Origin of the sequence: Nannocystis pusilla, from assembly GCF_026626665.1 — a bacterium.
GTDB lineage: Bacteria > Myxococcota_A > Polyangia > Nannocystales > Nannocystaceae > Nannocystis > Nannocystis pusilla.
Map to the genome: position 1 here is coordinate 2,190,798 of NZ_JAPNKE010000002.1, position 26,811 is coordinate 2,217,608.

A 26,811-nucleotide genomic window follows, 5' to 3' on the forward strand; every position below is an offset into this window, starting at 1 on the left:
GCAGGCTCGCACTCTTCAATTGAGGTCGAGCCGGCCTCTGCCACGGCGTGTCGACCCTGCAGGCCTCGCGCTCAACCCGGCATCACGCAGTAGCCGCTGCCCTCGACCTTGTTGTTCTCGGTGCGGCACTCCTGCCACAGGTGCTCGGGCATGCCGTCGTCGACGACCACGAACACCGGGGTGGTGCCGTCGGTGAGGGCCATCGAGGGGTTGGGCACGTCGATGGCGACGTCTTCGGCCTCGGCGGGGTAGAGCGCCTTCTTGGTGGTGCCCTCGCCGAGCTTGACGCCGCCCATGTCGGGGTCGCCCTCGTAGAAGCCGACCGCCACGCCGGCGGGCACGGCCGCCTGGCCGATGTTGCGCACGCGGGCGACCAGGCCGTAGGGGCCCTCGCAGCGCGGGAACAGGGCGGCGGTCAGGTCGGGCGCCGAGAATTCGCCCTCGGGCTGGACGTTCTGCCGGTAATTGTTGAGACCGTCGGTCTTCCAGTTCGGCGCCTCGGCGATCGGCACGCTGCCGTCCTCGCGGATGTTGCTGATATGATAGGTGTGCTGATTCCACACGCGGCGGGTGCGGACCCACGAGCCGTTGGCGCTGCCGAAGATCCGGATGCCCGACTGGCGGGTGTTGTTGTCGGGGCAAGTGATGCCGTAGGCGTTGCTGGCGACGACGATGTCGGCCTGGCCGTCATTGTCGACGTCGGCGACCAGGGGGTACTCCCACAGGGTGCCGGTGGTGTTGCAGGTGCTCGGGATCAGGTTGGTGCCGGTCTGACCGTCGTACATCCACAGGTGGTATTCGTCGGAGTAGATGACCTCGGCCTTGCCGTCGCCGTTGAAGTCGAACACCGACGAGCCGGTCACCGCGGACGAGCAGTCGTGGGTGGTCTTGAACCACAGGTCGATGTCGCTGTTGGCGACGCCCGGGTCCATCATCAGCTTGCCGCTGAAGACGATGTAGCCGACGGCCCCGGCGGCGCCGACGTCGGGCACGCCGTCGCCGTCGAAGTCGGCCACGGTCGGCGGGCCGCCGCCGTACTCGCTCTGGGCGTTGCAGAACACCTTGGTCGAGATGCCGTTGTTGATGTCGACGCCCTTGCGGATCACCTGGGCGCCGTCGGGGCTGTTCATGTCGTAGCGCACGACCTGCATGGTGTGCGGGCCGCCGCTCGAGATGATGACGACCTCGGGCTGGCCGTCGAGGTCGAAGTCGCCGACGCCGTGGTAGCCGCCGACGACCGCGTTGGGGCCGTTGCGGAGGTCCCACAGGATGTCGCCGTCGGCCCGGTAGGCGCGCTGGCCGTCGGTGACGTCGAGGAAGCCGTCGCCGTCGAGGTCGCTGAGGCCGGTGAGGCGCTGACCCCAGCTGGTGGACGGATCGAGCTCCGTCTCGACGGCGCCGGTGGCCCCGTCGAGGAGGGTGAAGCCGACGAGGACCTCGGGGACGCCGTCCTGATCGACGTCGCCGATGGCCGGCGCCTGGTTGCCGCAGTGGACCTTGGTGGTGTCGGGCTGGGTCCAGAGGGTGGTGCCGTCGGCGTTGAAGGCGATCACGCCGGTGTTCTGGGCGACCGCGTCACAACACGAGACGCCGGCCGGCCCGGGGTTCATGCAGCCGACGATCTCGGGCACGCCGTCGCCGGTGAGGTCGGCGGCGGCGAGGCCTCCGCCGGGCTGGACGACGTTCGGGACGCTGAACTTCTCGACGAGCTGGCCGCCGACCACCGAGATGGCGTGGAGCGTGCCCTGCTTGTAATAGGCGCCGCCGCTGAAGGTGCTGAAGACGATCTCGGGGATGTCCTTCTCGTTGACCTTGCCGTCGCAGTCGTCGTCGTCGAGGTTGATGACGATCGGCGACATCATGACGTCGCTCGAATAGGGCGGGGTGACCTGGCCGCCCCAGGCGTGCTTGAGGACGATGCCGAAGTCCTGGACCGGCGGGACGACCTCGCAATTGGGCAAGCAGGTGATAGGCTCGCCCTCCATCGGCTCGACGCCGTCGGGGCACTCGGGCGGCTGCGGGAGGCACTTGCCGCTGTCGAGCGAGACGCCGCCCATGCACATCGGCGGCTGCTCGGCCTCGCCCAATGTGTATTCACAGTACGAGCCGTCAGGGCAATCGGTGGCGTCGACGCAATCGTCGCCGGGGACGACGCACTCCTGGAAGGAGCACACCTCGCCGACGCCGCAGCAGGTGTCGGTGCAGGCCTGGTTGATCGGGCAGCAGGTCTCTCCGACGCAGACGCCGTCCTCGCAGGTGTCGGCGCAGGCGGGGCCCATGTCCGGGCCCGGGCCGGTGGTGACGCCCATGCTGGTCCCGGTGGCGGTCGACTCGCCGGTGTCGCTGGTGGTCGAGCCGGTCGTGGTGGTGCCCTGGGTCTCGCCGACGGTGCCGGCGGTGTCGGGGCCGCCCGTCGTCGGCGGCGGGGCGCCGGTGCTGTCGGTGGTGGTGCCGGTGGGCGTGACGGTCGCGCCCGTGGTGGTGGCGACCGCGGTGTCGGTGCCGCCGCCGGTGGCGTCGCCGCACGCGGCGACCAAGAACAATGCTCCCGTCCGCAGCGCACGCCGCTGCGACCCGCTCGAATTCCTACGCATGCGCCACGAGAGCACGAACCCGCCGACGGCCGCAAGCGCCGGCGATCGCGGCCGGGCGCGGGCGCGCCGTCAGGTGGGCCGTGCTCGGATGCGAGCCGGGCGTCTCGCCCGCGAATGCGAGGTCGTCATTCGACGGTGAAGGTCCGTGTCGGCGTCGTCACCTTCGCGCCGCACTCCTTGACGATCGCGTACCACTCGTAGGTCGCGCCGGGCTTCAGGTCGCTCACGGTGTGGGCGAGCGCGGCGCCGGGGCCGGCGGCCTGGCCGACGACCTCGAACACCCCGGTGGCCGCCGAGAGGTCGAGGGCCAGGGTGAACTGCTCCTTGTCGCTGGTCATCGACTTGTCGAGCGAGGGCGAGTAGGTCTCGACCTTGACCTGGTTCTTCTTCGGCGAGAACCGCCAGATCCGCATGTAGCCGCAGCCGCCGGCGCAGCCCTCCCCGGGCAGGATGAGGTCCTGGTAGTCGGCCAGCATCGAGTGGATCTTGTGGCCCATGTAGTTGTCGGTGCGGCGCGCCCGGAACTGCTTGATGTGCCCGCTCGTCATCAGCTGGACGTTGTCGATCTTCTTCATCACGTCGTAGATCTGCTTGCCCTCGGCGGAGAAGTCGCCGTTGGCCTTGACGATGTGGTGCGAGTTGACGATGCCGAGCGCGTGCGGGTGATCCTCGAAGACGCCCCGGGCCCACGCGAGGACGTCGGGGTCCTGGCCGAGGTCGCCGCGGTACTCGAGGCTCACCATGACGATGTCGAGGTTGCCGGCGCGGACGAGGATCCAGTTGTTGTCGTTCTTGTTGCCGTAGTGGCCGCCGTAGTACGCGCGGTCCTCGAAGCGCTTGACGCCGAAGTACTTGTTGAAGAGGGTGGTCGAGTTCGGGACGTCGTCGTGGAAGCTGGCGCCGTTGTCGTGGTTGCCTACGGCGATGCCGTAGGGGATGCCGTCGGGGAACTTGGTGCCGGTCTTCTCGAGGGTGCTCATCGCCGTCTGGGCGCGCTCCCACTCGATCTCCTCGATGTTGCCGTGCTGGACGACGTCGCCGTTGTGCAGCACCGCGACGATGTTGTCGGTGTTGCGGTGGTCCCACACCCATTGGGTCTGGGCGGGGTATTGAGGGAAGTTGCCGGGGAACTGGGTGTAGTTCTGCGTGTCCGGCAGGATGACGATGGTGAAGTCGTCGGCGTCGGTCAGGGTGTGGACCTCGCGGAGGTGGAACTTGGCGGTCGCGTCGGCGAGGATCGTGCCGCCGATCGTGACCTCGAGGTCGACCGAGGGACCGGGGACGGCGGCGCCCTCGGCCGGCGCGCTGGGCTCGGCGTGAAAGTCGGCCGGCGGGGTGTCGCCGCAGCCGGGCAGCAGCGGCTCGTCTTCGGTGTCGGTCTCGCCGGTGGTGCCCGTCTCGTCGCCGGTGGTGCCCGGTCCGTCGCCGGAGGTGCCCGGCTCGTCGCCGGTGCTCGCGGCGGTGGTCGTGACGGGCTGGTCGGGGGCGGTGGTGCCGTCGTCGGGCTTGGTGGTGCTCGTCGGGGTGTTGCCCTCGGTGCTGCTCGCAGTGGTGCTTCCGGTCGCCGACGCGGTCGCGGGGACGAGCGCCGGAGCATTGTCGCCGCACGCGGCGACGAGCGCGACGAGGGCGAGCGAGGTGAGGCGGAGGCGTGCGGGCATCCCCGGATTATATGCGGGTAAAGGCCCTGCGGACCCCGAATCGCAGTTCGTGCGACCGGGCCAGCGCTCGGACCGACGTGCCGTGGCAGCCACGCGGAGCGTCGCGAACGAGGACGGCGGCCCAGGGACGCGCGTCCGACGCGGGGCTCCCTCGATTCATGAAGGGTCCCCATTCGCCGGTTCGCGACGCCGGCTACCGGTGCTTCGTGACGCTCCCGTGATTGCGATCGGCCACGCCGGCCCGAATCGTCGCATTCGCGGGTGCTGGCGTCATTCGAGCCAGTACAGTTGCTTGTGCATCAACGCCGAGTATTGCTGAAGCGCGGCCTCGGCCTTGCGGACGCCGGTGAAGGCGGCGACGACGGCGCGGTTGCCGTTGTCGTCCTGCCGCCACAGCGTGCGCCGGAGCGGCTCGAGGTCGGCGAAGTTGTCGGCGAGCGCGGCGACGTCGTCGTGGTCGATGACGAGGGTCTCGAACAGGTCGCGCAGGGTCTCCTGCGGGTCGTCGGCGATCGAGGCGCGCACGAGGGTGGGGAGGTTGTCCGCGTCGCGGCGCTCGAGCGGGCGCTGGAGGTCGAAGGCCCTGCCGGTGCCGGGCGACGCGAAGCGCAAGAACTCGAACCAGCCGAGGCCGTCGAGGACGTGTCGCTCGGTCTCGAGGTCGAGCCGGGTGGCGAAGTGGCGCAGCGGAGCCTTGAGGCCGGCGACCTCGCAGACCGGCCCGACGAGGGTGCCGCGCTGCAATTGGCGCAGCGTCTCGGCGGCGTCGACGGGGCGGAAAATGGGGGGACTTCCGAGGTCGCCGGCGGGGAAGCGCGAGTCGGCGTTCCACAGATCGTGCAGCGCTTCGGTGGCCAGTCGATTGGCGGCAGCAGGACCCTCCTGCGTCCCACCCCACGCCTTCTGCGCCCATTGCTGCAAGGTGGCAGGGGTCTCGCGCCCGGCGATGAAGTCGCGCAGGCGACGGATCAATTCCTCGGTCAAGGCACGGACGCGGAGGTCCTGCGAGTCGCCGACAGCCATGTGCCCCGAACATACCATGCGAGGTCGCGTCCGCGTCGGTCGCCATGCACGCGTGGCGTCGCGTCGAGCCCCGGGCGTGCTCGCACGTCGTGCGTCAGGGGACGCCTGCGCAGGGCGCTGCGCGGACGAGGCGGGTGATCGCCGGGGCACGTGCGCGGGCGAGGCGGCGGGTCAGAACAGGCAGAGCAGCAGAGGGGCGTCCTCGCACATCATGGTGATGGCGTCGCAGATCTCCTTGGGCGGATTGCCGCACAGCAGGAGGGCGGAGAGCTGGAGGTCGTCGCACAGCTTCAGCATCGGCTCGCCGGCGCACAGGCCGAGACCGGACAGGCACTCGGCCTTGTCCTGGGCGGCCTTTTCGTAGCACTTGAGCTGGTCGGCGGTCTCGGGCGACTGGGCGAAGATCTCGCAGGTGCAGCTCTGCGGCGGGACGGTGGCGGCGAGGCACTCGTCGACGCTGTCGTACATGCCGAGCGAGACCTGGCACTCGCATTGCGGGCGGTAGGAGTCGACGAAGGCGTCGTACCACTTGGCGCAGGCCATGCCGCTGCCCTCGCCGCCGCCGCCAGTGCCCTCGCTGGCGTCGGTGGTGCCGCTGGCGGCGTCGGTGGTGCCGCTGGCGCTGTCGGTGCCGCCCATGCTGCCGCCGGTGGGCAGGTCGGTGGTGGCGGGCGGCGTGCCGGTGGTGCTGGTCGTGGTGGTGCCGGTGGTCGGCGCCTCGGTGGTGCCGCCGCTGCTCCCGGTGGTGGTGCCGTCGGTGGTGCTCTCGGTGGTCGGGGCGCCGGACTCGCCGCACGCGAGCACGGCCGCGAATCCGAGCATGGTCAGGTGAGATCGGGTCATGCGGCCTCGTTTCGTCCACGGTAATCGATGTCGCGCCGCGGCTCAGCGTCCGCGGGCGGGGACGTTGCCTGCGGCGCAGGAGGCCGGGGCGAAGTCGCCCACGCCGCGGACGCGAGGACTTACCCGCCGGGCGGCGAATGACGGGTCGCTGGCGGTGAGGTTCGTCGGGAAATGGACGGACTCGGTCGACCGCAGAACCATGGTTCGATTCCTCCGAGCGGTGGATCGGCGCGCGGGTCGTCGTCCGCCGCCATTGCCATCGAGGGCACGTGTCGCGCGCCTTCACGGCGCCTTCGAGCGACGGGCGGGCGGCGGGCGGGCGCCCGCCCGCATGTCCTGTCGCTTGGGTCATGTCGTGAGAATGCGGTGGTGTCGGCGGCGCGGCGGGGAGCTGCGATTCGCAGGGCACCTCTGCCCCGGCGGGGCTTGACCGGATCGGGCGCGATGCTGCATTCACAATGGGCGTGTCGTTCTTCGTGCTGTCTCCGCGGGTGCTCGGGTTGGGTCTGGTCTGGATGGGCGCGCCGCTGCTGGCGGCGTGCGGCGAGGAGGAGGACTCGGGGCCGCCGCCGATCGGGCCGATCCAGCAGGTGTCGTACGAGGTCATCCCGACGCCGCTGTACGAGCTGGGGATGCTCGACCTGACGCTGGAGAACGCGAGCTACGAGCAGCGCGAGGCGTTCACGGTCGAGGTGCGCGACGCGATGCTGCCCGACGTGGTGGCGCTGGTCGGGCTCGCGGACCAGATGCTGGACACCGAGCTGACGCCGGGCGGGTTCCAGCGGGTGACGAACCCGTCGCTGCAGACGCGGCTGATGGCGAGCGGGGCGGAGGTCGAGTCGCTGGCGGCCGCGCTCGGCTACGTGTTCAGCCAGTGGAGCGTGCTGGTGACCGACTTCGCGGCGGAGGACGGCGGGACGGGCTACGCGGTGGTGACGTTCGACGTGGCGCAGGTCGACCCGGAGCTCGGGCAGGCGTTCTTCGACCACGCGGCCGAGGTCGACGTCGGGCTCGGCGGCGGCTACTTCGCGTTCGGCTCGGAGGTCATCTACCTCAACCTGCGCGGGCCCGACGGCGAGCCCTACAGCGGGCTGGACGACGATTCGTTCGTGACGGCGGTCGAGGAGGCGGCGGACAGCTTCGCGCCGTACAAGGCGGCGCTGGCCCAGGCCGGCGAGGCCGGGGTGATCTTCGTCGAGAACGACTGGAAGACCGCGCCCGCCGGCGAAGACTTTTTAAATGTGCTCGACCCGCTCGGCGAGGCGGCGCTGGCCAAGCTGGCGACGCTGCAGGAGGAGCACGTGGCGCGCTTCAAGGCGGCGGTCGACGCGTACGGCTGGGAGTGACGGAGCATGAGCATGCTCTGATGGACATGGACACATGGACATGTTGTGGAGGGCATGCTCTTTACGACATGCCCCGAAGGACCTGTCAGCCGTTCTTGCGGCCGGGGCGGAGGCCGTACTTGTCGAGCAGGCGGAGCATGTAGACGCGATCGATCTCGGCGGCCCGGGTGGCGCGGGTGATGTTCTGGTCCCAGCGCTGCATCAGCGCGGTGATGTAGCTGCGCTCGTATTGTTCGACGAGCAGGGCCTTGCCGACCTTGAACGGGATCGCCGGATCGGCGACGAGCGCGGCGGAGGCGGGCTGGGGCGCGGCGGCGGGCTCGGGCTCGGCGGAGGCGGGGGGCGGGGCGGCAGACAGCTCGCCGAGGAGGACGGCGCGCTCGATGGTGTTGCGGAGCTCGCGGACGTTGCCGGGCCACGGCTGGGCCTGCAGGCGGGCGACGGTCTCGGGGTCGACGGCGAGCTGCGAGCCGGCCTCGGCCCACTCGGCGAGCATGGCGGCGACGTACTGCGGGATGTCCTCGGGGTGCTCGCGCAGCGGCGGGAGATGGACGCTGACGACGGCGAGGCGGAAGTAGAGGTCGGTGCGGAAGCCGCCGCGGTTGACCTCCTTGCGCAGGTCGCGGTTGGTGGCCGCGATGACGCGCACGTCGACGCTGCGCGGGCGGCTGGCGCCGAGCGGCTGGACCTGCCGCCGCTCGAGCGCGCCGAGCAGGCGGGTCTGCAGCTCGAGCGGGAGCTCGCCGACCTCGTCGAGGAAGAGGGTACCGCCGTCGGCGGTGACGAAGGCGCCGTCGCGCGGAGCGGTGGCGCCGGTGAAGGCGCCGCGCTGGTGGCCGTAGAGCTCGCTCTCGATCAGGTTGGCCGGCAGGCCGCCGCAGTCGACGACGACGAACGGGCGATCGCGGCGCGCGCTGGCGTCGTGGAGCGCCCGCGCGGCGACCTCCTTGCCGGTGCCCGACTCGCCGGTGATGAGGACGGTGGCGTCGCTGGCGGCGACGCGGCCGAGGACCTCGAACACGCGGCGCATGGCCGGGCTGCGGCCGAGCAGCGGACCGAAGCCGTCGCCGGCGGGCAGCGGGACGGCGACGGGGCTGCGCAGCGGCTGCAGCCGCAGCTCGGTGCCGCCGACCCGCACGCGGGTGTCGCGGTCGACGACGACCTCGCCGACGCGCACGTCGCCGATGAAGGTGCCGTTGCGCGAGTCGAGGTCGTGCAGGGCCCAGCCGCGGGGGACGAGGGTGATCTCGAGGTGCTGGCGCGAGACGGTGGGATCGCCGAGCACGAGATCGCAGCTCTCGTGGGTGCCGATGACGAGGCGGTCGCCGGTGAATTCGCGGGTGAGCTTGCGATCGGGCCCGGCGAGGACGGTGATCCGCAAGGGGGTGCGGAGGAGGCTGAGGCCGCCGCGTTCGTCGCGGATCTGCTGGGTGTGCGGGGTGGAGGGTTCCATGGCTCGTGTCGGCTACCAGTCGGTGACGCGCGTGACGGCGCCGCGGGTGATCGTGACGGCGCGGGTGCGCCGCTGGCCGAGCTCGGGGTTGCTCAGCTCGAGGGTGTGCCGGCCCGCGGCGAGATCGAGGTCGACCGGGGTGCGCCGCGCAGGACCGCCGTCGACGCGGACCTCGGCCCACGGGACGAGGTTGACGAGCAGGCGGCCGCGCGCGGGGCGAGCGGAGGTCGTAGCGGTGCTGTCCTCGGGGACATGTGCGGCGCGGGGCGAAGAAGCGGGGGCAGGTGAAGTGGGAGTCGAGGTGTCCTCGGGGACAGGTGCTGCGCGGGGCGAAGCGTCGGGGGCAGATGAAGCGGGGGTGGAGGTGCCCCCGGGTACAGGTGCGGCGGCTGGCGAGGTGTTACTCGGGACGGGTGAGGTGGTGTCGCCGGGGACAGGTGCGGCGGATGGCGAGGTGTCCCGGGGGACAGGTGATGTGGGCAGTGAGTCGTCCGCGGGGACAGGTGCGGCGGGTGGTGAGGTGTCCCCGGGGACAGGTGAGGCGGGTGGCGAGGTGTCCCCAGGGACAGGTGACGCGCTGGCCGTGGGGCTGTCCTCGAGGACAGGTGATTCGGGGGCCCGGGTCGCAAACCACGCCAGGCCGGCGAGGACGACCACCGCGGCGGCGTCGACGGGCCACGGCAGCGGGCGCCGGCGCGCGCGGGGGGCCGGGAGCGCGGCGGTCCGGGGCGGGCGCAGGCGCTGGTCGAGGGCGGCGCCGACGTGGCGGGCGACGTGGTCGCGGCGCTGCAGCAGGTCGCGCACGCGGGCCGCGAGCTCGCCCGGATCGCGGGGGATCCTCCGCGCGGCTCGCCACTGCTCGAGCGCGGCGGCGAAGCGGGCGACGTCGGGGAAGCGCTCGTCGGGCGCGGCGGCGGCGGCCCGGGCGGCGATCGAGCGCAGGCCGTCGAGGTCGTCGCCGGCGGGGAGGAGCTGGCCGAGGACGACGCCGAGGGCGTAGACGTCGGCGCGGGCGTCGACGGGCCCGCCGGCGAGCTGCTCGGGGGCGGCGTAGCCGGGCGTGCCCGGGCCGGGGCCGACGTCGCGCGCGGCCGCGGTCACGGCGGCGATGCCGAAGTCGGTCAGCTTCACCACGCCGTCGCGCGAGACGAGGATGTTGGCCGGGGTGACGTCGCGGTGGACCAGGCCGAGCGGGCGATCGTCGCCGTCGCGCGCGGCGTGGGCGTGCGCGAGCGCGGCGCTGACCGACTCGACGACGAACAAGGCGGCCGCGATCTCGAGGCCGGCGCCGCGTCGCTCGAGGTCGCAGGCGAGCTCGGCCAGCGAGACGCCGTCGACGTGCTCCATCACCAGGTAGGGCGCGCCGTCGTCGACGCCGACGTCGAGGAGCTGCACGATGTTGCCGTGGGCGAGGCGCTGCACGACCTCGGCCTCGGCGAGCAGGAGCGGCGCGACGTCGGCCCGGCGCGCGAGCTCGCGGCGGACCTGCTTGACCACGAGGCGCTTGCGAAAGCCCTTGGCACCGTCGACGTGGGCCAGATACACTTCGCCGAGCCCGCCGCTCCCGAGCCGTTCGCCGACGACGTATCGGCCCAGACGCCTGGCCTCGCTCACCGCCTCATGATACGGCACCGCGACAGCTCCACTCGGCTCGCGCGCGCGGGTTGGCGATCGCGGCGGTGATGGCGGGGCCGCGGCCCGCGGATGCGGCCCCCGCGGGCGAGGTCACGGTGTGGCCGCTCGCTCCCGACACGCCGATCGAGGGCGCGGACGAGGCGGTGCGGGCCGCGGGGCTGCGGCCGCGCGCGTTCGGATCGCTGCGCCCGCGGCTCGAGCAGGAGGACGCGGCGGCGCGGGCGGCCGTGCGCGCGGCGCTGGCGAGGGTCGAGCAGGGCTGGCGGCCGCGCGCGCGAGCTACCTGGCGCAGCAGCCGGACGAGATGCTGTCGGCGCTGGCGCGCGCGGAGGCGGAGGCGATCGCGGCGCTGCCCCCGGGGCCGCTGTGCAGCGCGACGCTGTGGGAGGTCGAGTTCCAGACGGGGCTCGCGTACGCGACGCGGAAGGGTCCGGGCGACGCGGAGCGAGCGGCGGCGAGGTTCGCCCTGGCGTGGGCCGTCGACGCCGAGCGGCGGCCGCTGAGCGGGCTGTACGGGCCCGACGTCGGGCTGGCGTTCGTGCAGGCGGTCGACGCCGCGGCCCGTCGGCCGGCGCGGCCGGTGCAGGTCGAGGTGTCGCCGCGCGACGCCCGGGTGGCGGTCGACTGTCGGCCGCTGGTGGTCGAGGCGGGGCTGCGCCCGGGGCTGCACGCGGTCCGCGTCGACGCGCCGGGCCACGAGGCGTCGGCGCGGGTGGTCGAGGGGGAGACGATCGCGGCGGCGTTGCCCGAGGCGCCCGGGGGGCTGGGGCCGTGGTGGGTCGCCGGCGCGCTGGTGCCGACGTCGGCGAGCGCCCGCGCGGCGGTGCAGCGGTTCGCGGGCACGCGCGAGGTGGTGTGGGTCGAGGCGGCCGACGGACAGTTCGTGGCCCGCCGCGTGGTCGACGGGCAGCCGCGGCGCGTGGCGCGGGCGGACTCGGCGGCAGGGGCGGTCCGGCAGGCGCTCGCGGAGGCGGGCCCGGGGCCGCGCAAGGCCGACGAGCCGCGCCGGCGCACGGGGCTGTGGGCCGGGCTGGCCGGCGCGGCGGTCGGCAGCCTGGCGCTGGGGCTCGGGCTGGGGCTGGGGCTGCGCGAGCCGCCGGAGGCGCGGCTGCAGCTGGTGGTGCGGTAGCGGTCGCCTATGCGGACGATGCTCGCGCGCCTCGGCCTCCTGCTCGCGCTCACCGGCTGCCCGGCGGCGGAGGACGAGGAGGTCGCGCTGACGCTGGTCGACGACGCGTCGTGCACGCCGGCGCGGCTGACGGCGCTGGCGAGCGTGTCGGTCGAGGTCTACGGGGTCGACGACGGGGCCCTGTGCACGCTGGCGCGCCGCTGCGTGACGCTCGACGCGGTGACGACGGTGGCGGCGCTCGAGGCGGCCCTGCGCGCGGCGATGCAGCCGCTGATCGACGCGCCGCTCGCGGAGACGCGCCAGATCGCCGTGCTCGGTCACGACCGCCTCGGCTGCGGCGAGGACGACCGCGAGCTGTGCGGGTTCGCGGACATCGCCGACGTCGAGGGCGACGCGCTGCCGGTGGCGCTGCGCTGCGGGCCGGCGATCTGCCCCGACTCGGTGCCGCCGTTCTGCCCGTGAGGCGAGGCGGAGCTGTCCCGAAGGGCAGGTCGTGCGGCGGCCAGGCATGCGCGCGGGTCGGGCGAGGATGAGACATGCGCGGGCGGAGCAGGCGGGATGGGCACGAGAGGTTGCGCTCTCGACTCGAGTCCATCGGGGACGCGGAGGTGTTCTTCGGGACATGTCCTTTCGGACATTTTGACATGGGGCGATCGTGCGCCCTCGACTCGAGTCCATCGTGGCGGGCCCGGGCGCGCGGTCGGGTGCGGCGCGGTGGTCGATGGGACATGTCCTGAAGGACATGCGACGCGGGGCGACGCCGAGGCCGGCGGACCGTGAGCGGCGGCCCTCGACTCGAGTCGAGGGGGACCGTCGTCTTCGCGAAGACGGCTGTGATCTCGGGGAGGTAGCGCGGGCACGCGGCGTGCTTGAGGGAGCGGCGTGATGACGAGGATCCGCGATTCTCCGCTGCTCTGATGATCTCTGGCGTGCTCGTCGCGTGCGGCGAGGAGGGCGCCGGCACCACCAAGGCCGGCACCGGCGAGTCGACCGGCGAGGCGTCCTCGACCGGGAGCGCCGGCGAGCCGACCACCACGGCCGGGGCCGAGGTCGGGCCGACGTACTATCAAGACGTCGCGCCGATGCTGAACCAGCGCTGCGTCGGCTGTCACGTGACCGGCGGGGCGGCCCCGTTCGCGCTGGCGAGCTACGCCGAGGCGTCGATGTTCGCGCCCGTGATGCTGGCGTCGGTCGAGGCCGGGACGATGCCGCCGTGGCCCCCGGGCGGGTCGACGCCGCCGCTCGAGCACGACCGCAGCCTGCCGGAGGCGGAGCGCGAGCTGCTGGCGGCGTGGGTCGAGGCGGGGGCGCCGGAGGGCGATCCGAACGACCCGGCGCCGCTGCGCGAGCCGGAGACGATGGTGCTGCCGTCGGTCGACCTGGCGACCGACATCGGCACCGACTACGTGCCCGACGACTCGCTCAGCGACGACTACCACTGCTTCGTGATCGACCTCGGGGTGACGGAAGATCGGGTGGCGCTCGGCTATCAGTACACGCCGGGCAACCGCAAGACGGTGCATCACGTGCTGAGCACGCTGTTCACGGCCGACAGCCTGGCGGCGATCCAGGCGGTCGACGCCGAGACGCCGGAGGACGGCTGGTCGTGCTTCGGCGGCTACAGCAACATCCCGGGGGCGACGCCCGTGGGGGCGCTCGGGGGCTGGGTGCCGGGCGTGACGGCCGCGAACTACCCGCCGGGCACCGGCGTGGAGGTGCCGGCGGGCTCGCTGCTGGTGGTGCAGATCCACTACAACCTCGGCGGCGGGACCGACCCCGATCGCACGCGCCTCGACATCGCGTTCGCGCCGCCGGAGCAGGCGGCGAGCCTGCAGCTGCTGCGCACGCAGGGGTACCCGTGGCCGTCCTTCACGCTGCCGCCCGAGGAGAAGGACATCGTCGTCGAGAAGGTGATGAGCGCGCGGGTGACGACTCAGAAGTACCCCGACGGCGACGCGTACATCGTCGGCGTCGCGGGTCACATGCACCTGCTGGGCACCGCGTTCTCGCTGAGCCTGGTGGGGGCGGAGGGCGAGCGGACGATCCTCGAGATCCCGCGCTGGGACTTCCACTGGCAGGGCAACTACGCGCTGGTCGAGCCGATCCGGGTGGCCGCCGGCGAGGAGGTGCGGATCCGCTGCGTCTACGACAACACCGCCGAGCACCGCGCCGCGCAGGGGATGGGCCCGCCGGTCGAGGTGACGTGGGGCGAAGGCACGCAGGACGAGATGTGCCTCGGCTACCTGCAGATGATCGACGACCTGCCGTGAGGGCGCGATGTGGCGAGGCGCGGCGGGCTGCGGTAAGTTGATGGGCGTGCGGGCGCGTCACAGGCGAGCACGGGGCGCGACGGCGCTGGCGTTCGTGCTGGCGACGGGCTGCGATCCCGACGCGACCGACGAGCCGGAGGACGAGCCGGTGGCGCGCGTGACCCTGGCGGCGCTCGACGCCAACTCGGCGACGCTGAGCCTCTACGACGGCCTGCTCGGGCCGGTGAACCTGGCCGGGGTGTCGCTGGCCCTGGCGCCGCAGAAGGTCATCGAGCAGGTCCGCGGCGGGCTCGACCAGGCGCTCGCCGACCCGAAGTGCGTGGCGCTGACGACCGACAAGAAGACCTTCCTCGACCTGCAGTTCGATCGCTGCCGCTACCGCGGGGTGCTGGTCGACGGCGGGCTGCGCATCGAGCTGACGACCGAGGCCGGGCTGTGCGACGGGGCCGAGTGCGTGGTGGCGACCCGCTACACGACGCAGCTCGACGCGCTGACGATCGGCAAGTCGCGGGTGCGCGCGGCGACGTCGACGCTGCGGATCCCGAGCACGCCCGGGACGCCGCGCACCTACACCGCGGAGGTCGAGCTGACCGACAAGCAGGACCGCGAGCTGCACCTGCGCCACGAGCTGGCGTGGACGCGCAAGGACGGGTGCGTGCACGCCGAGCTGGGGGCCGAGTTCACGGTCGACGCGCTGGCGATCAGCGTCGGCGCGCAGGCGGTCGAGATCTGCGGCGATCAGTGCCCGCGCGCCGGCGAGGTCCAGATCGCGTGGGGCAACGGGCAGGCGCTGGCGTGGGAGTACGACGGCGCCGACGAGGTGACCGTCCGCGGGCCGCACGGGCGCGAGTTCGTGCTACCCCTCGAGTGCTGACGATGCGCGCGACGATGTCACTGCTGATCGGTCTGTCGCTGCTCGGGTGCGCCCGCGAGCCGCGGCGCGCGGCGACCGTGGAGGCCGTGCGGCCGAGTGAGCCGCCGCCGCCGACGGCGACGAGCCGGCCGTTCGCGCAGCTCCGGCCGCTGGCGCCGACGGGTGACCTCGAGCTGCTGGCGCCGGTCGAGCACCTGGTCCGCGTCGCGCTGGTGTTGGCCGGCCGACGCCCGAGCGAGGACGAGATCGCGGCGGTGCGGCGCGACCCGGCGGCGCTCGGTTCGATCGTCGATCGCTACCTCGACGCGCCGGAGTTCGGCGCGGTGGTGCGCGACATGTGGCACGAGATCCTGCTGCTGCGGGTCGAGGGCCGGTTCGTGCTGCCGCGGCTGGGCCCGCTGGCGGGCGCGGGCAGCGACGCCGACTGGGTGCGCGAGGTGTCGGAGGAGCCGCTGCGGCTGATCGAGCACGTGGTGCGCCGCGACCGGCCGTTCAGCGAGATCGTCACGGCCGACTACACGATCGCCAGCGACCTCGGGCTGAAGGCCTGGGGCGGGACGACGCTGCCGCCCGGCGAGGACCCGCCGCCGGAGGGCTGGCACAAGGTCGCGTGGGACTCGGAGCAGCCGATGGCGGGCATCCTGTCGAGCGGGGCGCTGTGGCTGCGTCACCCGTCGAACGGGACCAACCTCCACCGCGGCCAGGCGCACGTGATCGCCGACGCGCTGCTGTGCAGCGGGTTCCTCGATCGCGACGTGCCGCTGTTCAACGACATCGACCTGTCCGATGAGACAGCCGTGAAGAACGCCCTGGTCGACGACCCGGGGTGCGTGAGCTGCCATCAGACGCTCGACCCGCTGGCGAGCCACCTGTTCGGGTTCGTGCGCGTGGCGCCGGGCCAGGTGCGCCGCTCGTACGCGAGCGACGGCGCGTGCGTGAAGGAGGAGCGCGGGCTGTGCTACCCGCTGCGCGAGTACAAGCCGCAGCTGGCCAAGCAGTGGCGCGGCAAGACGGGGCGGCCGCCGGGCTACTTCGGGCTGCCGAGCGAGGACCTGCGCTCGCTGGCGCGGCAGATCGCGGACGACCCGCGGTTCTCGATGTGCGTGGCCCGTCGGTTCTACGGCTACTTCATGCAGGTCGGCTGGAACGAGGTGCCCGACGCGACGGCGGTGTCGCTGCAAGACGCGCTGATCGACGCGGGCGTGCGCGTCAAGCCGCTGGTCAAGGCGATCGTGATGTCCGACGACTTCCGGGCCGCGCGCGCGCGTGGGCTCGCCGGCGGAGGGGATCGCAGGCCGCAAGACGACGCGGCCGGAGCAGCTGGCGCGCCTGGTCGCCGACCTGACGGGGTTCGAGTGGAAGGCGCACCCGGGCAAGGGCGCGAAGGCGGCGGAGCGGTTCGGCGAGGTCGACCTGATGGGGACCGACCAGTTCGGCTACCGCGCGATGGCCGGCGGGGTCGAGGGGTTCCAGATCACGGAGCCGAGCTTCGCCTACTCGCCGACGCGCACGCTGGTGCTGCAGACGCTGGCGACGGAGGCGGCCGCGTTCGCGGTCGAGCAGGAGTTCGCGCGCGGGCGCGGCGAGCGGCGGCTGTTCACGGAGGTCGACGACGGCGAGGCGGCGGAGCCGGCGGTGCGGGCCAGCTGGCGCGCCTGCACGAGCGCGTGCTGGCGGCGCCGGCGGCCGAGCGCGGGCCCGAGGTCGACGCGAGCTACGCGCTGTACCAGGCGGCGGGCGACGGGCGGCGCGGGTGGATCCTCGTGCTCGCGGCGCTGCTGCAAGACCCACGGGTGGCGTTCCACTGAGGAGGAGCATGAGCGCGTCGCGTCGACACTTCCTCGTCACCACGGCGGCCGGGCTCGGGGCGCTGGCTGTCCCGAAGGCCAGCCGCGCGGCGCCGGCGGAGCCGCGCTTCTTGCTGGTGGTGTTCGCCCGCGGGGCGTGGGACGTGACGTTCTGCCTCGACCCGAAGGCGCCGCCCGGCTGCGACGTGCCGACCGGCGAGGTGACGCGCTGGCCGTCGGGCGTGCGCGCGCTGACCAGCGCCGAGCGGCCGAGCATCCGCGCGTTCTTCGACGCCCATGCGCCGCGCGCGGCGATCGTCAACGGGATCTGGATCGGCTCGGTGGCCCACGTGCCGAGCCGGGTCCGGATCTTGACGGGCACGCGCAGCGAGCGGAACCCCGACGTGGCGGCGATCTTCGCCGCCGAGACGGCGGGGCGGCAGCCCGGGCTGGCGCTGCCGTACGTCGACCTCGGCGGGGGCGCGTACGCGGGGCCCCTGGCGAGCTTCATGGGCCGGGTCGGCAACACCAATCAGCTGGTGACGCTGCTCAACCGGGCCAAGGCGTTCCGCGCCGCGGCGAAGGGCAAGACGCAGCCGGGCTTCGAGTTCACGGAGGCGGAGCAGGCGGCGCTGGCGAAGTTCGTGGCGGGGCGCGCCGACGCGGAGCAGCAGGGCAAGTCGGGTCCGGAGGCGCAGACGCTGGCGGGCTTCCGCGCGAGCCTCGACCGCGCCGAGGCGCTGCGCCGCGATCCGCAGCTGCGGGCGATGGCGGTCGGCACGGCGACGTCGCTGGCCCAGCAGGGCGAGCTGGCGGTGGCGATGTTCAAGGGCGGGGTGTCGGCGGCGGCGTTCCTCGACTCGCGCCTCGACTGGGACACGCACGACTCGATCGCCGACCAGGGGACGGCGCACGAGCAGCTGTTCGCGAAGCTGGGGACGATCGCGCGCCGGCTCGAGGAGGCAGGGCTGCTGGCGCGCACGACCGTGGCGGTGCTGTCGGAGTTCACGCGCACGCCGAAGCTCAACAGCCAGCCGGAGCCGGGCAAGGACCACTGGCCGCTGACGAGCGCGCTGCTGTTCGGCGGCGGGGTGCGGGCCGGGGTGTACGGGGCGACCGACGACAAGCTGGGGGCGATGCGGGTGCGCATGGACGACGGTGCGCCGACCGACAGCGGGCGCCTGCTGCAATTCGACAACTTCGCCGCGGGGCTGCTGGAGCACCTCGGGGCCCCTTCCGGGCGCTGGATCGCCAACGCGGAGCCGTTTCGTGGGCCGTTTGCGTGACGTGGGGTTGGTGGTGATCGCGGCGCTGGCGTGCGACCCGGTGGTGCGCGAGGCGGCGCCGGAGGCGATGGCGTCGCCGATGGCGGCGCCGGCGACGGCGGCGGAGAAGGCGGCGCGCAAGCAGGCGAAGGCCGAGAAGAAGAAGGCGGGGAAGATCGCGCGCGGCGAGGCCATGCTGCCCGACGGGCGCAAGAAGGCCGGCGGGAAGCAAGCGAAGGCGAAGCAGGCGAAGCAGGCGAAGCAGGAGAAGGCCGAGCAGGCGAAGCAAGCGAAGGTGGTGCCGTCGTCGCCGTCGCCGACGGCCCCCGGCGGGCCGCCGCTGCCGCCGTGCCCGCCCGAGAACGTGCTGACGTGGCGCAGCTTCGGGGCGGGTTTCTTGCTGACGTGGTGCACGGGCTGCCACAGCAGCGCGCTGGCCGAGGACGCCCGCCAGGGCGCGCCGCAGGCGGTCGACTTCGACACGTACGCGCTCTACAAGCCGTTCGAGCGGCTGGTGTACGAGCGCGCGGTGACGGAGGCGCACGCGATCGCGGTCGACCCCGACGCGGCCGCGTCGCCGATGCCGCCGGCGGGGCTGGTGCCCGCAGCCGACCGCGAGCGGCTGGCGCAGTGGATCGCGTGCGGCTCGCCGGCGCCGCACTGAGCCGGGCGCGGGGCGCCGGCGAGGTGACCGGCGGGCGCGCGATGGCTGCGCGAGCGCAATGACGAGGCGCCCGCGCTGCCGTCGTGTCGCGCGAGCCCGTCGCGCGCGAGGCACGGCGCGATCGCTGAGCGGATGATCGTGCGTCCGCGCAGCCGTCGCCTCGCGCGAGCTCGCCGCGCGAGGCACGGCGCGATGGCTGCGCTCGCGGATGGTCGTGCCCCCGCGCGGCCGTCGCCTCGCGCGAGCCCGTCGCGCGCGAGGGACGGCGCGATGGCTGCGCTCGCGGATGGTCGTGCGCCCGCGCTGCCGTCGCCTCGCGCGAGCTCGCCGCGCCCGAGACACCCTCTAGAACTTGCGGAGGCGGTCACGTCGCGCCGGGCCGGCGGGTCTTGGAGGCAGGACGACCCATGACGACCTTGCTCAGGATCGACGCCAGCGCCCGCTTCGAGGGCTCGAGCTCGCGGCGGCTCGCGGATCACTTTCAAGCGCGCTGGACGGCGGCGCACCCGGGGGCGCGCGTGATCGTCCGCGACCTCGCGCGGCGCCCGGTGCCGCACATCGACGGACCGACGATCGCGGCGTTCTATGGGGCGCCGGTGGGCGTCGAACCGCCGGCCGGCGTGGCGCTGTCGGACGCGCTGATCGCCGAGCTCCGCGCGGCCGACCACCTGCTCGTCAGCAGCCCGCTCTACAATCAATCGCTGCCGTCAGTGCTCAAGGCGTGGATCGATCACGTGGTCCGCGAGGGGCACACGTTCGTGACCCGCGACCGTCGCCCGGTCGGGCTGCTCGGCGTGATGTCGGCGTCGCTCGTGATCGCGCGCGGCGGGGTGACGTCGGCGCGGGTCGACGACTTCGAGACGCCCTATCTGCGGGCGATCCTCGGCTTCATCGGCATCACGCGCGTGGAGGTGATCACGGTCGAGGCGACGGCGCACGACGAGGCGACGCGGGCGCAGGGTTTCGCCGCCGCGCAGGCGCAGGTGGATCGCCTGCTCGGGTGAGCGTCCGAGTCGGCCGGGGCCGGCGAGAGGCGACTTCAGGACATGTCCGTCGAGACATGGCGCTCGCGGCATGTCCTCGGCGACATGTCGTGAGCGCCATCCGCCGCGCGCGGCTCACTCGAGGTCGAAGTGGTAGTTGGCGCCGAACTGCGAGTCCCAGGCCTTGCAGCCGTAGTAGTCCTGGTTCTCGAACCCAGCTCGACCTCGCCGGCGCCGGCGGGCACGTCGAGCACGGCCGGCCAGGGGACCTGGAGGTTGCTCTGGGGGGCGGTGAGGAGCGCGTACTGGGCCGGGCCGCCGTCGAAGCGGTAGTGGACGCGGATGTTCCAGGCGTCGTGGCCGTACTTGGTGCCGCGGCAGTCGGGCAGGCGCGCCGGGTCGTAGGCGATCACCAGCGGGGCGCCGGCGCGCGGGGTGCCGAGCGCCTCGGTGACCCAATCTGTCTTGAAGGACAGGCTGGCGCCGATGCCGAAGTGCCAGTTGGCGCCGTAGTTGGAGTCGTAGGCGGAGCAGCCCCACACGCTGGTGTTGTGGAACCACATCGCCAGGTCGCCGGAGTCCTCGAGGGTGAAGACCGGCGGCTCGGTGCCCTGGGAGGGCGAGTAGCCGCCGGCCTCGAAGCTGCCGACGTCGCCGCCGTCGAGCTGGTGATAGCCGGTGATCGACCACGCGGGCTTGCCGTTCTGGTCGCCGCGACAGTCAGTCAGGCGGTCGTCGTCGTAGCCGACCAGGACGGTGTTGCCTGCCACCAGCGGGCCGCCGCTGTTGACGATCGTCCAGTTGTCGCGGAACTCGAGCAGGGCCGGCTGAATGTCGGCGGGCAGCTCGGTGCCCTCGCGCACCTCGACGGCGGGGGCCTCTTCGTCGTCGGGGGTGCAGGCGAAGGTCGCGGCGAGACAGGCGAGGGCGAGCGAGTGAAGACGCATGGCGGCGAGTTTTTAAGAGAAACACGCGGGGCTCGCCAGGGCGCAGCAGCGTGCGCGTCGGGGTCACCCTTGCGCGAACTCGCCGCGAGCGAGCTCGACCGGTTCGTTCGCTGCGATGCGGGGCGCCGGACAGGACCGGCGATGCGCCGCGCGGCTGCGGTGGGTCGATGCTGCGCGCGATCGCGGGGACGCGGCGCGAGGGCGGCGGCTGGGGCCGCACGGCATCGGCCGCGCGCACGACCTCGCGGCGTGAGCCCGGCGCGAAATGGCGGGCGTCGCTCGTGGGCGCGTGCGAGGTGGTCGCGTTTTCGCGGGCCCGAGGGGAGCCGGAGAAGCTCGCGGGGTGGATCATCACTCCTCGCGGAGGCGTGCATCCGCGGCCGTGCCCGGGGGGTCGAGTCGCAACCGCGAGGTCGCGGTGGGCGCGGGAGCGAGCCGCATCGCACTTCGCTCGTGGAGGCCGCAGGCGAGGCGGAGCGCCGGTGCGGAGGTGGACTGGCAGACATGGGCTCGAGTCAAGGTGGCGCGCCGATCGACGACGCAACGGCAACCATCTCGCGGGCTTCGTGGTGGTACGCGCCGTGCTGAAGGGGCCGCGCTCGCTCCGTCTCGCGGCCTCGCGCGTGCGCGCAGTCGCGGACCACCCCCAACGGCTTCACCGTGAAAGGCGCCCTCACGATGCGTGTCCTGGCCTCTCTTTGTGCGATCGGCGTGATCGCAGGGTGTGGTGATTCGTCCGGCGACACCACCGACGCGACCGCCACCGCCGCGACGACCGACGCGGCCACGACGACCTCGACCGGCGAGGCGCCGACGACCGGGTCGCCGACGACGGCGGCGTCGACGACGGGTGAGCCGGCGACTTCGACGTCGACGACCGGGGAGCCGGTCGAGCCGCCGGAGACGGTGCCCCTGTCGGCGACCGATCACCTGATCCGGATCTCGATGGCGCTGCGAGGGACGCGGCCGTCGCTGGCCGAGCTGACGCAGGTGGCCGAGGATCCGGCGACGCTGCCGGCGATCGTCGACGCGTACCTCGAGAGCGAGCTGTTCGCCCAGACGGTCAAGGACATGTACGCCGAGGCGCTGCTGATGCGCGCGCAGCTGGGCCAGAGCATGCTGCCGTACGCGGGGCCGCTGCTCGGGCTCGACGACGCGACGTACCTGGCGTCGGTGCCGGAGGAGCCGCTCGAGCTGATCGCGGCGGTGGTGCGGGATCCGCTGCGCTCGTTCACCGAGATCGTCACGACCGACGAGGTGTACGTGAACCAGGTTGGCGCGGCGGCGTGGCACGTGGCCGGCTACGACCCGGACGCGCCCGAGGCGTGGCAGATGGTCCACTACGACGACGAGCGGCCGCAGGGCGGCGGAGTGCTGGCCAGCTCGGCGCTGTGGCACCGCCACCGGGCCAACGGCAACAACTACCAGCGGGTGCGCGCGAACCTGGTGGCGCGGGTGTTCCTGTGCGAGGACTTCCTGACGCGCGACCTGCCGCCGTTCCCGCCGGTCGACTTCTCCGACGTCGAGGCGCTGCAGAACGCGCTGCAGAGCAACCCCGGCTGCGTCAGCTGCCACCAGACGCTGGACCCGCTGGCGAGCTACTTCTGGGGCGCGCAGTCGCGGGGCCGGGCCGGGATCGCGCAGGCGTACGACCCGATGACGGGCGAGTGCCTGGCCGGCAAGGAGCACCTCTGCTTCCCGACCGAGGAGTACGTGAAGACGCAGGAGACGGCGTGGAAGAAGACGACCGGGCGCGCGCCGGGGTACTACGGGGCGCCGACGCCCGACGGTCACCTCGACACGCTCGGCGAGCACGTGGCCGCCGACCCGCGCTTCTCGCAGTGCGCGGCGCGGCGCTTCTACAGCTACATGGCGCAGGTCGACCTCGAGGCGGTGCCGTTCGCGCTGGTCGACGAGCTCGACGCGGCGTTCCACGTCGAGGACCGGCTCGACGTGCGCGCGCTGGCCCGCGCGATCGTGCTGTCGGACGAGTTCCGGGCGTCCCACGCCGAGACGCCGGCCGAGGCCGATGCGGTGGTCGGGCTCAAGGTGGCGCGGCCGGAGCAGCTCGAGCGGCTGTTCGCCGATCTGACCGGGTTCCGCTGGATCGGGATGCGCCAGCCGGGCGACGTCCACGGCGAGTTCCCGCTGCTGAACAGCGACGGCTGGGGCTATCGGGCGATGGCCGGCGGGATCGACGGCTACTCGATCACGCAGCCGACGTGGACGTTCAACCCGACGCGCACGCTGGTGGTCCAGGCGCTGGCGTCCGAGGCGGCGGGGTACGTGGTCGACCGCGACTTCGCTACGGCCGAGAAGGCCAATCGCAAGCTGCTCGGGCTGGTCGACGAAGACGCCGAGACGGCGGCGGTGCGGGCCCAGATCGCGGAGCTGCACGCGCGGGTGCTCGGCGAGCTGGTCGCGCCGGACAGCGCCGAGGTCGACGAGTCGTTCGCGCTGTGGAGCGCGGTGAGCGGGGTGGCGCGGCAGCGGTGGAAGATCCTGCTGACCGCGATGTTCCAGGACAACCGGGTCGTCTTCTTCTGAGAGGAGCCGCAGACATGCAACTGACACGACGCAGCTTCATCGGCGCCGGGCTCGGAGGGCTCGGCCTGCTCGCGCTGCCGCGCGGTGCCAGCGCGGCCGCGACGGCCAACCTGATCGTGGTGTTCGCCCGCGGCGGCTGGGACCCGGTGTGGTCGATCGACCCGAAACAGTCGGGCGACGTCGACTCGCCGCCCGACGGCACGATCGCCGACTTCCACGGCGGCAAGACGCCGATCCTCATCGCGCCGGGGCGGCCGAACATCGAGGCGTTCTTCGGCGAGTGGGCCGGTCAGTGCGCGGTGGTCCGCGGGATCGACGTCGGATCGATCGCGCACTTCGCCTGCCACGTGCGCATGATGACGGGGACGCGCACGGAGCTGAACCCGGACGTCGGGGCGATGACGGCGGTGAGCAACGGGACGGGGCTGCCGCTGCCGTACGCGGACATCGGCGGGGGCGCCTACGCGGGGGCCTACGCGGCGCAGATGGGCCGGCTCGGCAACCGCAACCAGGTGGTGACGCTGCTCGACCGCAAGAAGGCGTACGCGCCGGCGACGGCGGTCGACTACGCGGACACGCCGCTGCTGGTGCCGACGAACGACGAGTCGGCGCAGATCCAGAGCTGGCTCGACGCGCGCGCGCAGCGGCTCGGCGAGGGGCGGGCGGCGCTCGGCGACAACGCGCGCCGGCTGCAGGACTACCGCGACTGCTTCGGCCGGGCCGACGCGCTGCGGGAGATCCCGGAGCTGCAGAAGCTGCCGCTCGGCGGCGCCGCGGCGCTCTCGGGCCAGATCGAGCTCGCGCTGACGCTGCTGCAGCTCGGGACGTCGCGCTCGATCTACCTCGACTCGCGGCTCGACTGGGACACGCACGACAACATCGCCGACCAGGGCTCGAATCAAGACGAGCTGTTCGGCGACCTGTCGCTGCTCATGCAACGACTGACCGAGACGGGGCTGCTCGGGTCGACGGCGGTGGTGGTGATGTCGGAGATGGGCCGCACGCCGAAGCTCAACGGGCCCGGCAACACGGCGGGCAAGGACCACTGGCCGGTGACGTCGGCGCTGGTGGTCGGCGCGGGGGTCAAGCCGGGGTCGTACGGGGCTACCGACGACAAGCTCAACGCGCGCGCCGTGAACCTGACGAGCGGCAAGGCCGACGACGGCGGGGTGCCGCTGCGCTACGACAACTTCGCCGCCGGGGTGCTGAAGCTGGTGGGGATCGATCCGCAGGAGTGGTTGGCCGATGTGGCACCGATGCAAGGCTTCATCGCGTAGCGCGGCGCTGGCGCTCGCATGCACGCTCGCGTGCGCGAGCGAGGCGGGCGATCCGGCGAGCGCGGGCGAGGCGACGAGCGAGGCCGCGAGCACCGGGTCGACGACGGCAGCGACGTCGGCGGCAGCGACCGACGCGCCGACGACCGAGGTCGCGTCGACGGGGACGAGCACGGGCGAGACGAGCACGGGTGAGCCCGTTACGAGCGAGTCGAGCGCGGGCGAGACGACCATGGGCGCGGACCCCTGCGAGGACAGCGTGCTGACGTGGGAGAACTTCGGCGAGCCGTTCATGCTCAGCTGGTGCACCGGCTGTCACCACTCGCAGCTGCCGACGGCGGAGCGGGCGTGCGCGCCGTGCAACGCGAACTTCGACACGCACGCGGGGACCAGCGAGCGCGCGCCGGTGATCGCGCTGCGCGTGCTCGACTGGCAGTCGGCGCCCGACGTGAAGCCGATGCCGCCGGCGGCGATCGTCCCGGAGGAGGAGCTGGCGCTGCTGCGCGAGTGGCTCGAGTGCGGGGCGATCGGGCCCGAGAGCGGGACGCCGGGGCCGCTGTGCCCCGATCCGGAGGTGACGGACGCGGACTGCGAGTAGGCCGCGGCGCGTTTTTGACTGGCGCGGCGGCCCGGGCCCTGGTGTGCTCGCGGCATGTCGACCGCGCCGACGCTGCCCACCGTCCTGTTCGCCGACGCCGAGGCGTTCTCGCGCTGGCTGGCGACGCACCACCGCAGCTCGCCGGGACTGTGGCTGCAGCTGGCGAAGAAGGGCAAACAGCTGCGCTCGCTCAGCTACTCGGAGGCGGTCGACGTGGCGCTGATGTGGGGCTGGATCGACAGCCAGAAGCGGGCCCACGACGCGGACAGCTGGTTGCAGCGGTTCACGCCGCGCGGGCCGCGGAGCCTGTGGTCGCAGGTCAACCGCGAACGAGTGGCGGCGCTGCTCGAGCGCGGGGCGATGCAGCCCTCGGGGCTGGCCGAGGTCGAGCGCGCCCGCGCCGACGGCCGCTGGGACGCCGCCTACGCGCCGGCGAGCCGCATCGAGGTGCCGGCGGCGTTGACCGCGGCGCTGGCCCGCAACCCGGCCGCGCAGGCCGCGTTCGCCGAGCTCGACGCGGCCAACCGCTACGCGATGCTGTGGCGCCTGCAGACGGCGAAGAAGCCGGAGACGCGCGAGCGGCAGATCGCCAAGTTCGTCGAGATGCTGGCCCGGGGCGGGAAGATCCACGAGTAGCGAGGTGGCGATTCGGACATGCCCGATCGGGCATGCCGCATGGGGCATGTCCTTTGGAACATGTCCCAACGTGACCTCGGAAGGCCAGGTGTGGGGTTCAGCCGAACACCACGCCGACCATCAGGCCGAAGCACCAGCGCGGGACCTCCCGCCGGACGACGCCGCGGGTGCCGCGGATCGAGACCGTCGGGAGGGTGAGGTCGACGCCGGTGCGCAGGCCGAGGAAGAGGCGACGGCCGCGGTACTGCAGGAGGCCGCCGATCTCGGTCGAGGACAGCCAGGTGGCGTCGGTGGCCTTCTCGGCGGCGTGGATGTACATGGCGTGGCCGAGGACGTGGGCGCCGAGCCAGAGGCGATCGCGCGGGCCGAGCGGGGCGCCGAAGGCCGCGCCGGCGCCGAAGCGGCCGTGGAGCACGGAGATCCCGCGGTGCGCGCCGCCGCTGAAGCCGAGGCTGAGGATCGGCTGGACGTGCTCGCGCACGAGCCAGAGGCCGCCCATGAGGTCGACGCCGGCGTCGTACGGGAGGCCGCTGCCGAGCTCGATGCGCGGGCCGAGGCCGAGCCAGCCGCGCAGCGCAGGCCGGGGCGGCGGTGCGGGCTGCTCGGGTGACGCGGGGGGCGGCGGCCGGGGCTCCTGGCCGTCCGGGGAATCCGTCGGCGGCGCCGTCGTCGTACCCGCGGCCGCTGGCGGCGGTTGCTGCTGCGGGTAGACCTCGATCAGCAGGGCGATGCCGGCGGCCAGCTCGCGGGTGCGATCCTCGACGGTCTTGCCGGCGAGCTGCACGGTCTGGCCGAAGCTCTGACCGTCGCGGCGGGCGATGGAGACCTGGACCTGGCCGGCGAGGCCGGTCGGCGTGACGCGGACCTGCCAGTCGTCGAGCTCCGCACCGATCCGCGCGCGCAGACCGGTCTCGAGCTTCCCGGCGTCGACGAGGTCGGTGCCGACTTCGATCGGCGCGGCCGCGAGGACGGCCAGGATCGCGAGCGCGAGGAGCACCGTCTGCAGGAGTGCCAAAAAATGCGCCCGCTGACCAGCGGCGCGCAAGCGGACCCGGCAGACGCCGCGCAGGACCGCGGAAGGGCCCTAAAACGCCGTGATATGGCCGGACGGACAGGTGCGCGAGGGCCGGATACCAGGGTCCCGAGCCCGGCGACGGCGGCTCGCCGACGCTCGGGACCGCGATTCGGAGACTGGCCCATTCGAGCGCGGCCGGGAGCTGCCGGGTCGGTGCGATCGCGCCGGCCGGGCGCGTCACGTTAGGGCGCGGCGGTGGCGAGGCGC

General features: G+C 73.1%; 20 protein-coding genes and 1 pseudogene. 13 read left to right on the top strand and 8 right to left on the bottom strand.

The window, feature by feature from the left end:
- Nucleotides 1-71: 71 nt before the first annotated feature.
- The 4 genes from OV079_RS09570 to OV079_RS09585 all read right to left on the bottom strand — a co-directional run bounded on the left by OV079_RS09570 (nucleotide 72) and on the right by OV079_RS09585 (nucleotide 6,121).
- On the bottom strand, nucleotides 72-2,543 hold the full coding sequence (locus tag OV079_RS09570) for an FG-GAP repeat domain-containing protein (RefSeq protein ID WP_267767653.1): 2,472 nt from the start codon (nucleotides 2,541-2,543) through the stop codon (nucleotides 72-74).
- A gap of 176 nt (nucleotides 2,544-2,719) precedes the next feature.
- Complete coding sequence (locus OV079_RS09575) at nucleotides 2,720-4,255, bottom strand: metallophosphoesterase (protein WP_267767655.1); 1,536 nt, start codon at nucleotides 4,253-4,255, stop codon at nucleotides 2,720-2,722.
- 270 nt (nucleotides 4,256-4,525) lie between these two features.
- A complete protein-coding gene (locus tag OV079_RS09580; RefSeq protein ID WP_267767657.1) occupies nucleotides 4,526-5,278 on the bottom strand; it encodes a hypothetical protein in 753 nt (250 codons plus the stop codon).
- Between the two features lie 171 nt (nucleotides 5,279-5,449).
- Nucleotides 5,450-6,121 carry a hypothetical protein gene (locus OV079_RS09585; RefSeq protein ID WP_267767658.1) on the bottom strand — a complete coding sequence of 224 codons (672 nt, stop codon included), beginning with the start codon at nucleotides 6,119-6,121 and terminating at the stop codon, nucleotides 5,450-5,452.
- Between the two features lie 458 nt (nucleotides 6,122-6,579).
- On the opposite strand from OV079_RS09585, the gene OV079_RS09590 reads away from it, so the two are divergent.
- Nucleotides 6,580-7,467, top strand: coding sequence for a hypothetical protein (locus OV079_RS09590; RefSeq protein ID WP_267767659.1), 888 nt, complete (start codon nucleotides 6,580-6,582; stop codon nucleotides 7,465-7,467).
- A gap of 85 nt (nucleotides 7,468-7,552) precedes the next feature.
- On the opposite strand, the gene OV079_RS09595 is transcribed toward OV079_RS09590, so the two are convergent.
- Nucleotides 7,553-8,920, bottom strand: a complete 1,368-nt coding sequence (locus tag OV079_RS09595) for a sigma 54-interacting transcriptional regulator (protein ID WP_267767661.1) — start codon at nucleotides 8,918-8,920, stop codon at nucleotides 7,553-7,555.
- A gap of 12 nt (nucleotides 8,921-8,932) precedes the next feature.
- A complete protein-coding gene (locus OV079_RS09600) occupies nucleotides 8,933-10,534 on the bottom strand; it encodes a serine/threonine-protein kinase (protein WP_267767664.1) in 1,602 nt (533 codons plus the stop codon).
- A 325-nt stretch (nucleotides 10,535-10,859) separates the two neighbouring features.
- Here OV079_RS09600 and OV079_RS09605 point away from each other — a divergent pair, with 325 nt between their 5' ends.
- The 8 genes from OV079_RS09605 (at nucleotide 10,860) to OV079_RS09640 (ending at nucleotide 19,548) form a co-directional block, all read left to right on the top strand.
- The gene (locus OV079_RS09605; protein WP_267767666.1) at nucleotides 10,860-11,684 is read left to right on the top strand and encodes a hypothetical protein; all 825 of its coding nucleotides are present in this window, start codon (nucleotides 10,860-10,862) and stop codon (nucleotides 11,682-11,684) included.
- A gap of 9 nt (nucleotides 11,685-11,693) precedes the next feature.
- Nucleotides 11,694-12,146, top strand: a complete 453-nt coding sequence (locus OV079_RS09610) for a hypothetical protein (RefSeq protein WP_267767667.1) — start codon at nucleotides 11,694-11,696, stop codon at nucleotides 12,144-12,146.
- Nucleotides 12,147-12,613: 467 nt separating this feature from the next.
- Nucleotides 12,614-13,954, top strand: a complete 1,341-nt coding sequence (locus OV079_RS09615) for a monooxygenase (RefSeq protein ID WP_267767668.1) — start codon at nucleotides 12,614-12,616, stop codon at nucleotides 13,952-13,954.
- A gap of 46 nt (nucleotides 13,955-14,000) precedes the next feature.
- Nucleotides 14,001-14,828: a hypothetical protein gene (locus OV079_RS09620; RefSeq protein ID WP_267767669.1), complete on the top strand. Its 828-nt coding sequence runs from the start codon at nucleotides 14,001-14,003 to the stop codon at nucleotides 14,826-14,828.
- Nucleotides 14,829-14,842: 14 nt separating this feature from the next.
- Nucleotides 14,843-16,636 (top strand): hypothetical protein, encoded by a 1,794-nt coding sequence (locus tag OV079_RS09625; protein WP_267767671.1) that lies wholly within the window; start codon nucleotides 14,843-14,845, stop codon nucleotides 16,634-16,636.
- 8 nt (nucleotides 16,637-16,644) lie between these two features.
- Nucleotides 16,645-17,901: a DUF1501 domain-containing protein gene (locus OV079_RS09630; RefSeq protein ID WP_267767673.1), complete on the top strand. Its 1,257-nt coding sequence runs from the start codon at nucleotides 16,645-16,647 to the stop codon at nucleotides 17,899-17,901.
- Nucleotides 17,885-18,544 (top strand): hypothetical protein, encoded by a 660-nt coding sequence (locus tag OV079_RS09635; RefSeq protein ID WP_267767675.1) that lies wholly within the window; start codon nucleotides 17,885-17,887, stop codon nucleotides 18,542-18,544. The genes OV079_RS09630 and OV079_RS09635 overlap by 17 nt, the downstream gene beginning before the upstream one ends.
- A gap of 407 nt (nucleotides 18,545-18,951) precedes the next feature.
- Nucleotides 18,952-19,548, top strand: coding sequence for an FMN-dependent NADH-azoreductase (locus tag OV079_RS09640; protein WP_267767677.1), 597 nt, complete (start codon nucleotides 18,952-18,954; stop codon nucleotides 19,546-19,548).
- Nucleotides 19,549-19,662: 114 nt separating this feature from the next.
- On the opposite strand, the pseudogene OV079_RS09645 reads toward OV079_RS09640, so the two are convergent.
- Nucleotides 19,663-20,474, bottom strand: a pseudogene (locus OV079_RS09645) (DUF6209 family protein).
- A 678-nt stretch (nucleotides 20,475-21,152) separates the two neighbouring features.
- On the opposite strand from OV079_RS09645, the gene OV079_RS09650 reads away from it, so the two are divergent.
- Genes OV079_RS09650 through OV079_RS09665 form a run of 4 tightly spaced genes read left to right on the top strand, consistent with a single transcriptional unit; the run spans nucleotide 21,153 to nucleotide 25,529 of the window.
- Complete coding sequence (locus OV079_RS09650) at nucleotides 21,153-23,021, top strand: hypothetical protein (protein ID WP_267767680.1); 1,869 nt, start codon at nucleotides 21,153-21,155, stop codon at nucleotides 23,019-23,021.
- Nucleotides 23,022-23,035: 14 nt separating this feature from the next.
- Nucleotides 23,036-24,298 (top strand): DUF1501 domain-containing protein, encoded by a 1,263-nt coding sequence (locus OV079_RS09655; protein ID WP_267767681.1) that lies wholly within the window; start codon nucleotides 23,036-23,038, stop codon nucleotides 24,296-24,298.
- The gene (locus tag OV079_RS09660; RefSeq protein WP_267767682.1) at nucleotides 24,267-24,893 is read left to right on the top strand and encodes a hypothetical protein; all 627 of its coding nucleotides are present in this window, start codon (nucleotides 24,267-24,269) and stop codon (nucleotides 24,891-24,893) included. The genes OV079_RS09655 and OV079_RS09660 overlap by 32 nt, the downstream gene beginning before the upstream one ends.
- Before the next feature lie 54 nt (nucleotides 24,894-24,947).
- Nucleotides 24,948-25,529: a YdeI/OmpD-associated family protein gene (locus tag OV079_RS09665; protein WP_267767683.1), complete on the top strand. Its 582-nt coding sequence runs from the start codon at nucleotides 24,948-24,950 to the stop codon at nucleotides 25,527-25,529.
- Between the two features lie 97 nt (nucleotides 25,530-25,626).
- On the opposite strand, the gene OV079_RS09670 is transcribed toward OV079_RS09665, so the two are convergent.
- On the bottom strand, nucleotides 25,627-26,526 hold the full coding sequence (locus tag OV079_RS09670; RefSeq protein ID WP_267767684.1) for a hypothetical protein: 900 nt from the start codon (nucleotides 26,524-26,526) through the stop codon (nucleotides 25,627-25,629).
- Nucleotides 26,527-26,811 lie beyond the last annotated feature (285 nt).

Coding starts and splice junctions, on each gene's coding strand:
- OV079_RS09575 (WP_267767655.1), bottom strand. CDS start 4,255: ATGCCCGCACGCCTCCGCCTCACCTCGCTCGCCCTCGTCGCGCTCGTC.
- OV079_RS09580 (WP_267767657.1), bottom strand. CDS start 5,278: ATGGCTGTCGGCGACTCGCAGGACCTCCGCGTCCGTGCCTTGACCGAG.
- OV079_RS09585 (WP_267767658.1), bottom strand. CDS start 6,121: ATGACCCGATCTCACCTGACCATGCTCGGATTCGCGGCCGTGCTCGCG.
- OV079_RS09590 (WP_267767659.1), top strand. CDS start 6,580: ATGGGCGTGTCGTTCTTCGTGCTGTCTCCGCGGGTGCTCGGGTTGGGT.
- OV079_RS09595 (WP_267767661.1), bottom strand. CDS start 8,920: ATGGAACCCTCCACCCCGCACACCCAGCAGATCCGCGACGAACGCGGC.
- OV079_RS09605 (WP_267767666.1), top strand. CDS start 10,860: ATGCTGTCGGCGCTGGCGCGCGCGGAGGCGGAGGCGATCGCGGCGCTG.
- OV079_RS09610 (WP_267767667.1), top strand. CDS start 11,694: ATGCGGACGATGCTCGCGCGCCTCGGCCTCCTGCTCGCGCTCACCGGC.
- OV079_RS09625 (WP_267767671.1), top strand. CDS start 14,843: ATGTCACTGCTGATCGGTCTGTCGCTGCTCGGGTGCGCCCGCGAGCCG.
- OV079_RS09630 (WP_267767673.1), top strand. CDS start 16,645: ATGAGCGCGTCGCGTCGACACTTCCTCGTCACCACGGCGGCCGGGCTC.
- OV079_RS09640 (WP_267767677.1), top strand. CDS start 18,952: ATGACGACCTTGCTCAGGATCGACGCCAGCGCCCGCTTCGAGGGCTCG.
- OV079_RS09650 (WP_267767680.1), top strand. CDS start 21,153: ATGCGTGTCCTGGCCTCTCTTTGTGCGATCGGCGTGATCGCAGGGTGT.
- OV079_RS09655 (WP_267767681.1), top strand. CDS start 23,036: ATGCAACTGACACGACGCAGCTTCATCGGCGCCGGGCTCGGAGGGCTC.
- OV079_RS09660 (WP_267767682.1), top strand. CDS start 24,267: ATGTGGCACCGATGCAAGGCTTCATCGCGTAGCGCGGCGCTGGCGCTC.
- OV079_RS09665 (WP_267767683.1), top strand. CDS start 24,948: ATGTCGACCGCGCCGACGCTGCCCACCGTCCTGTTCGCCGACGCCGAG.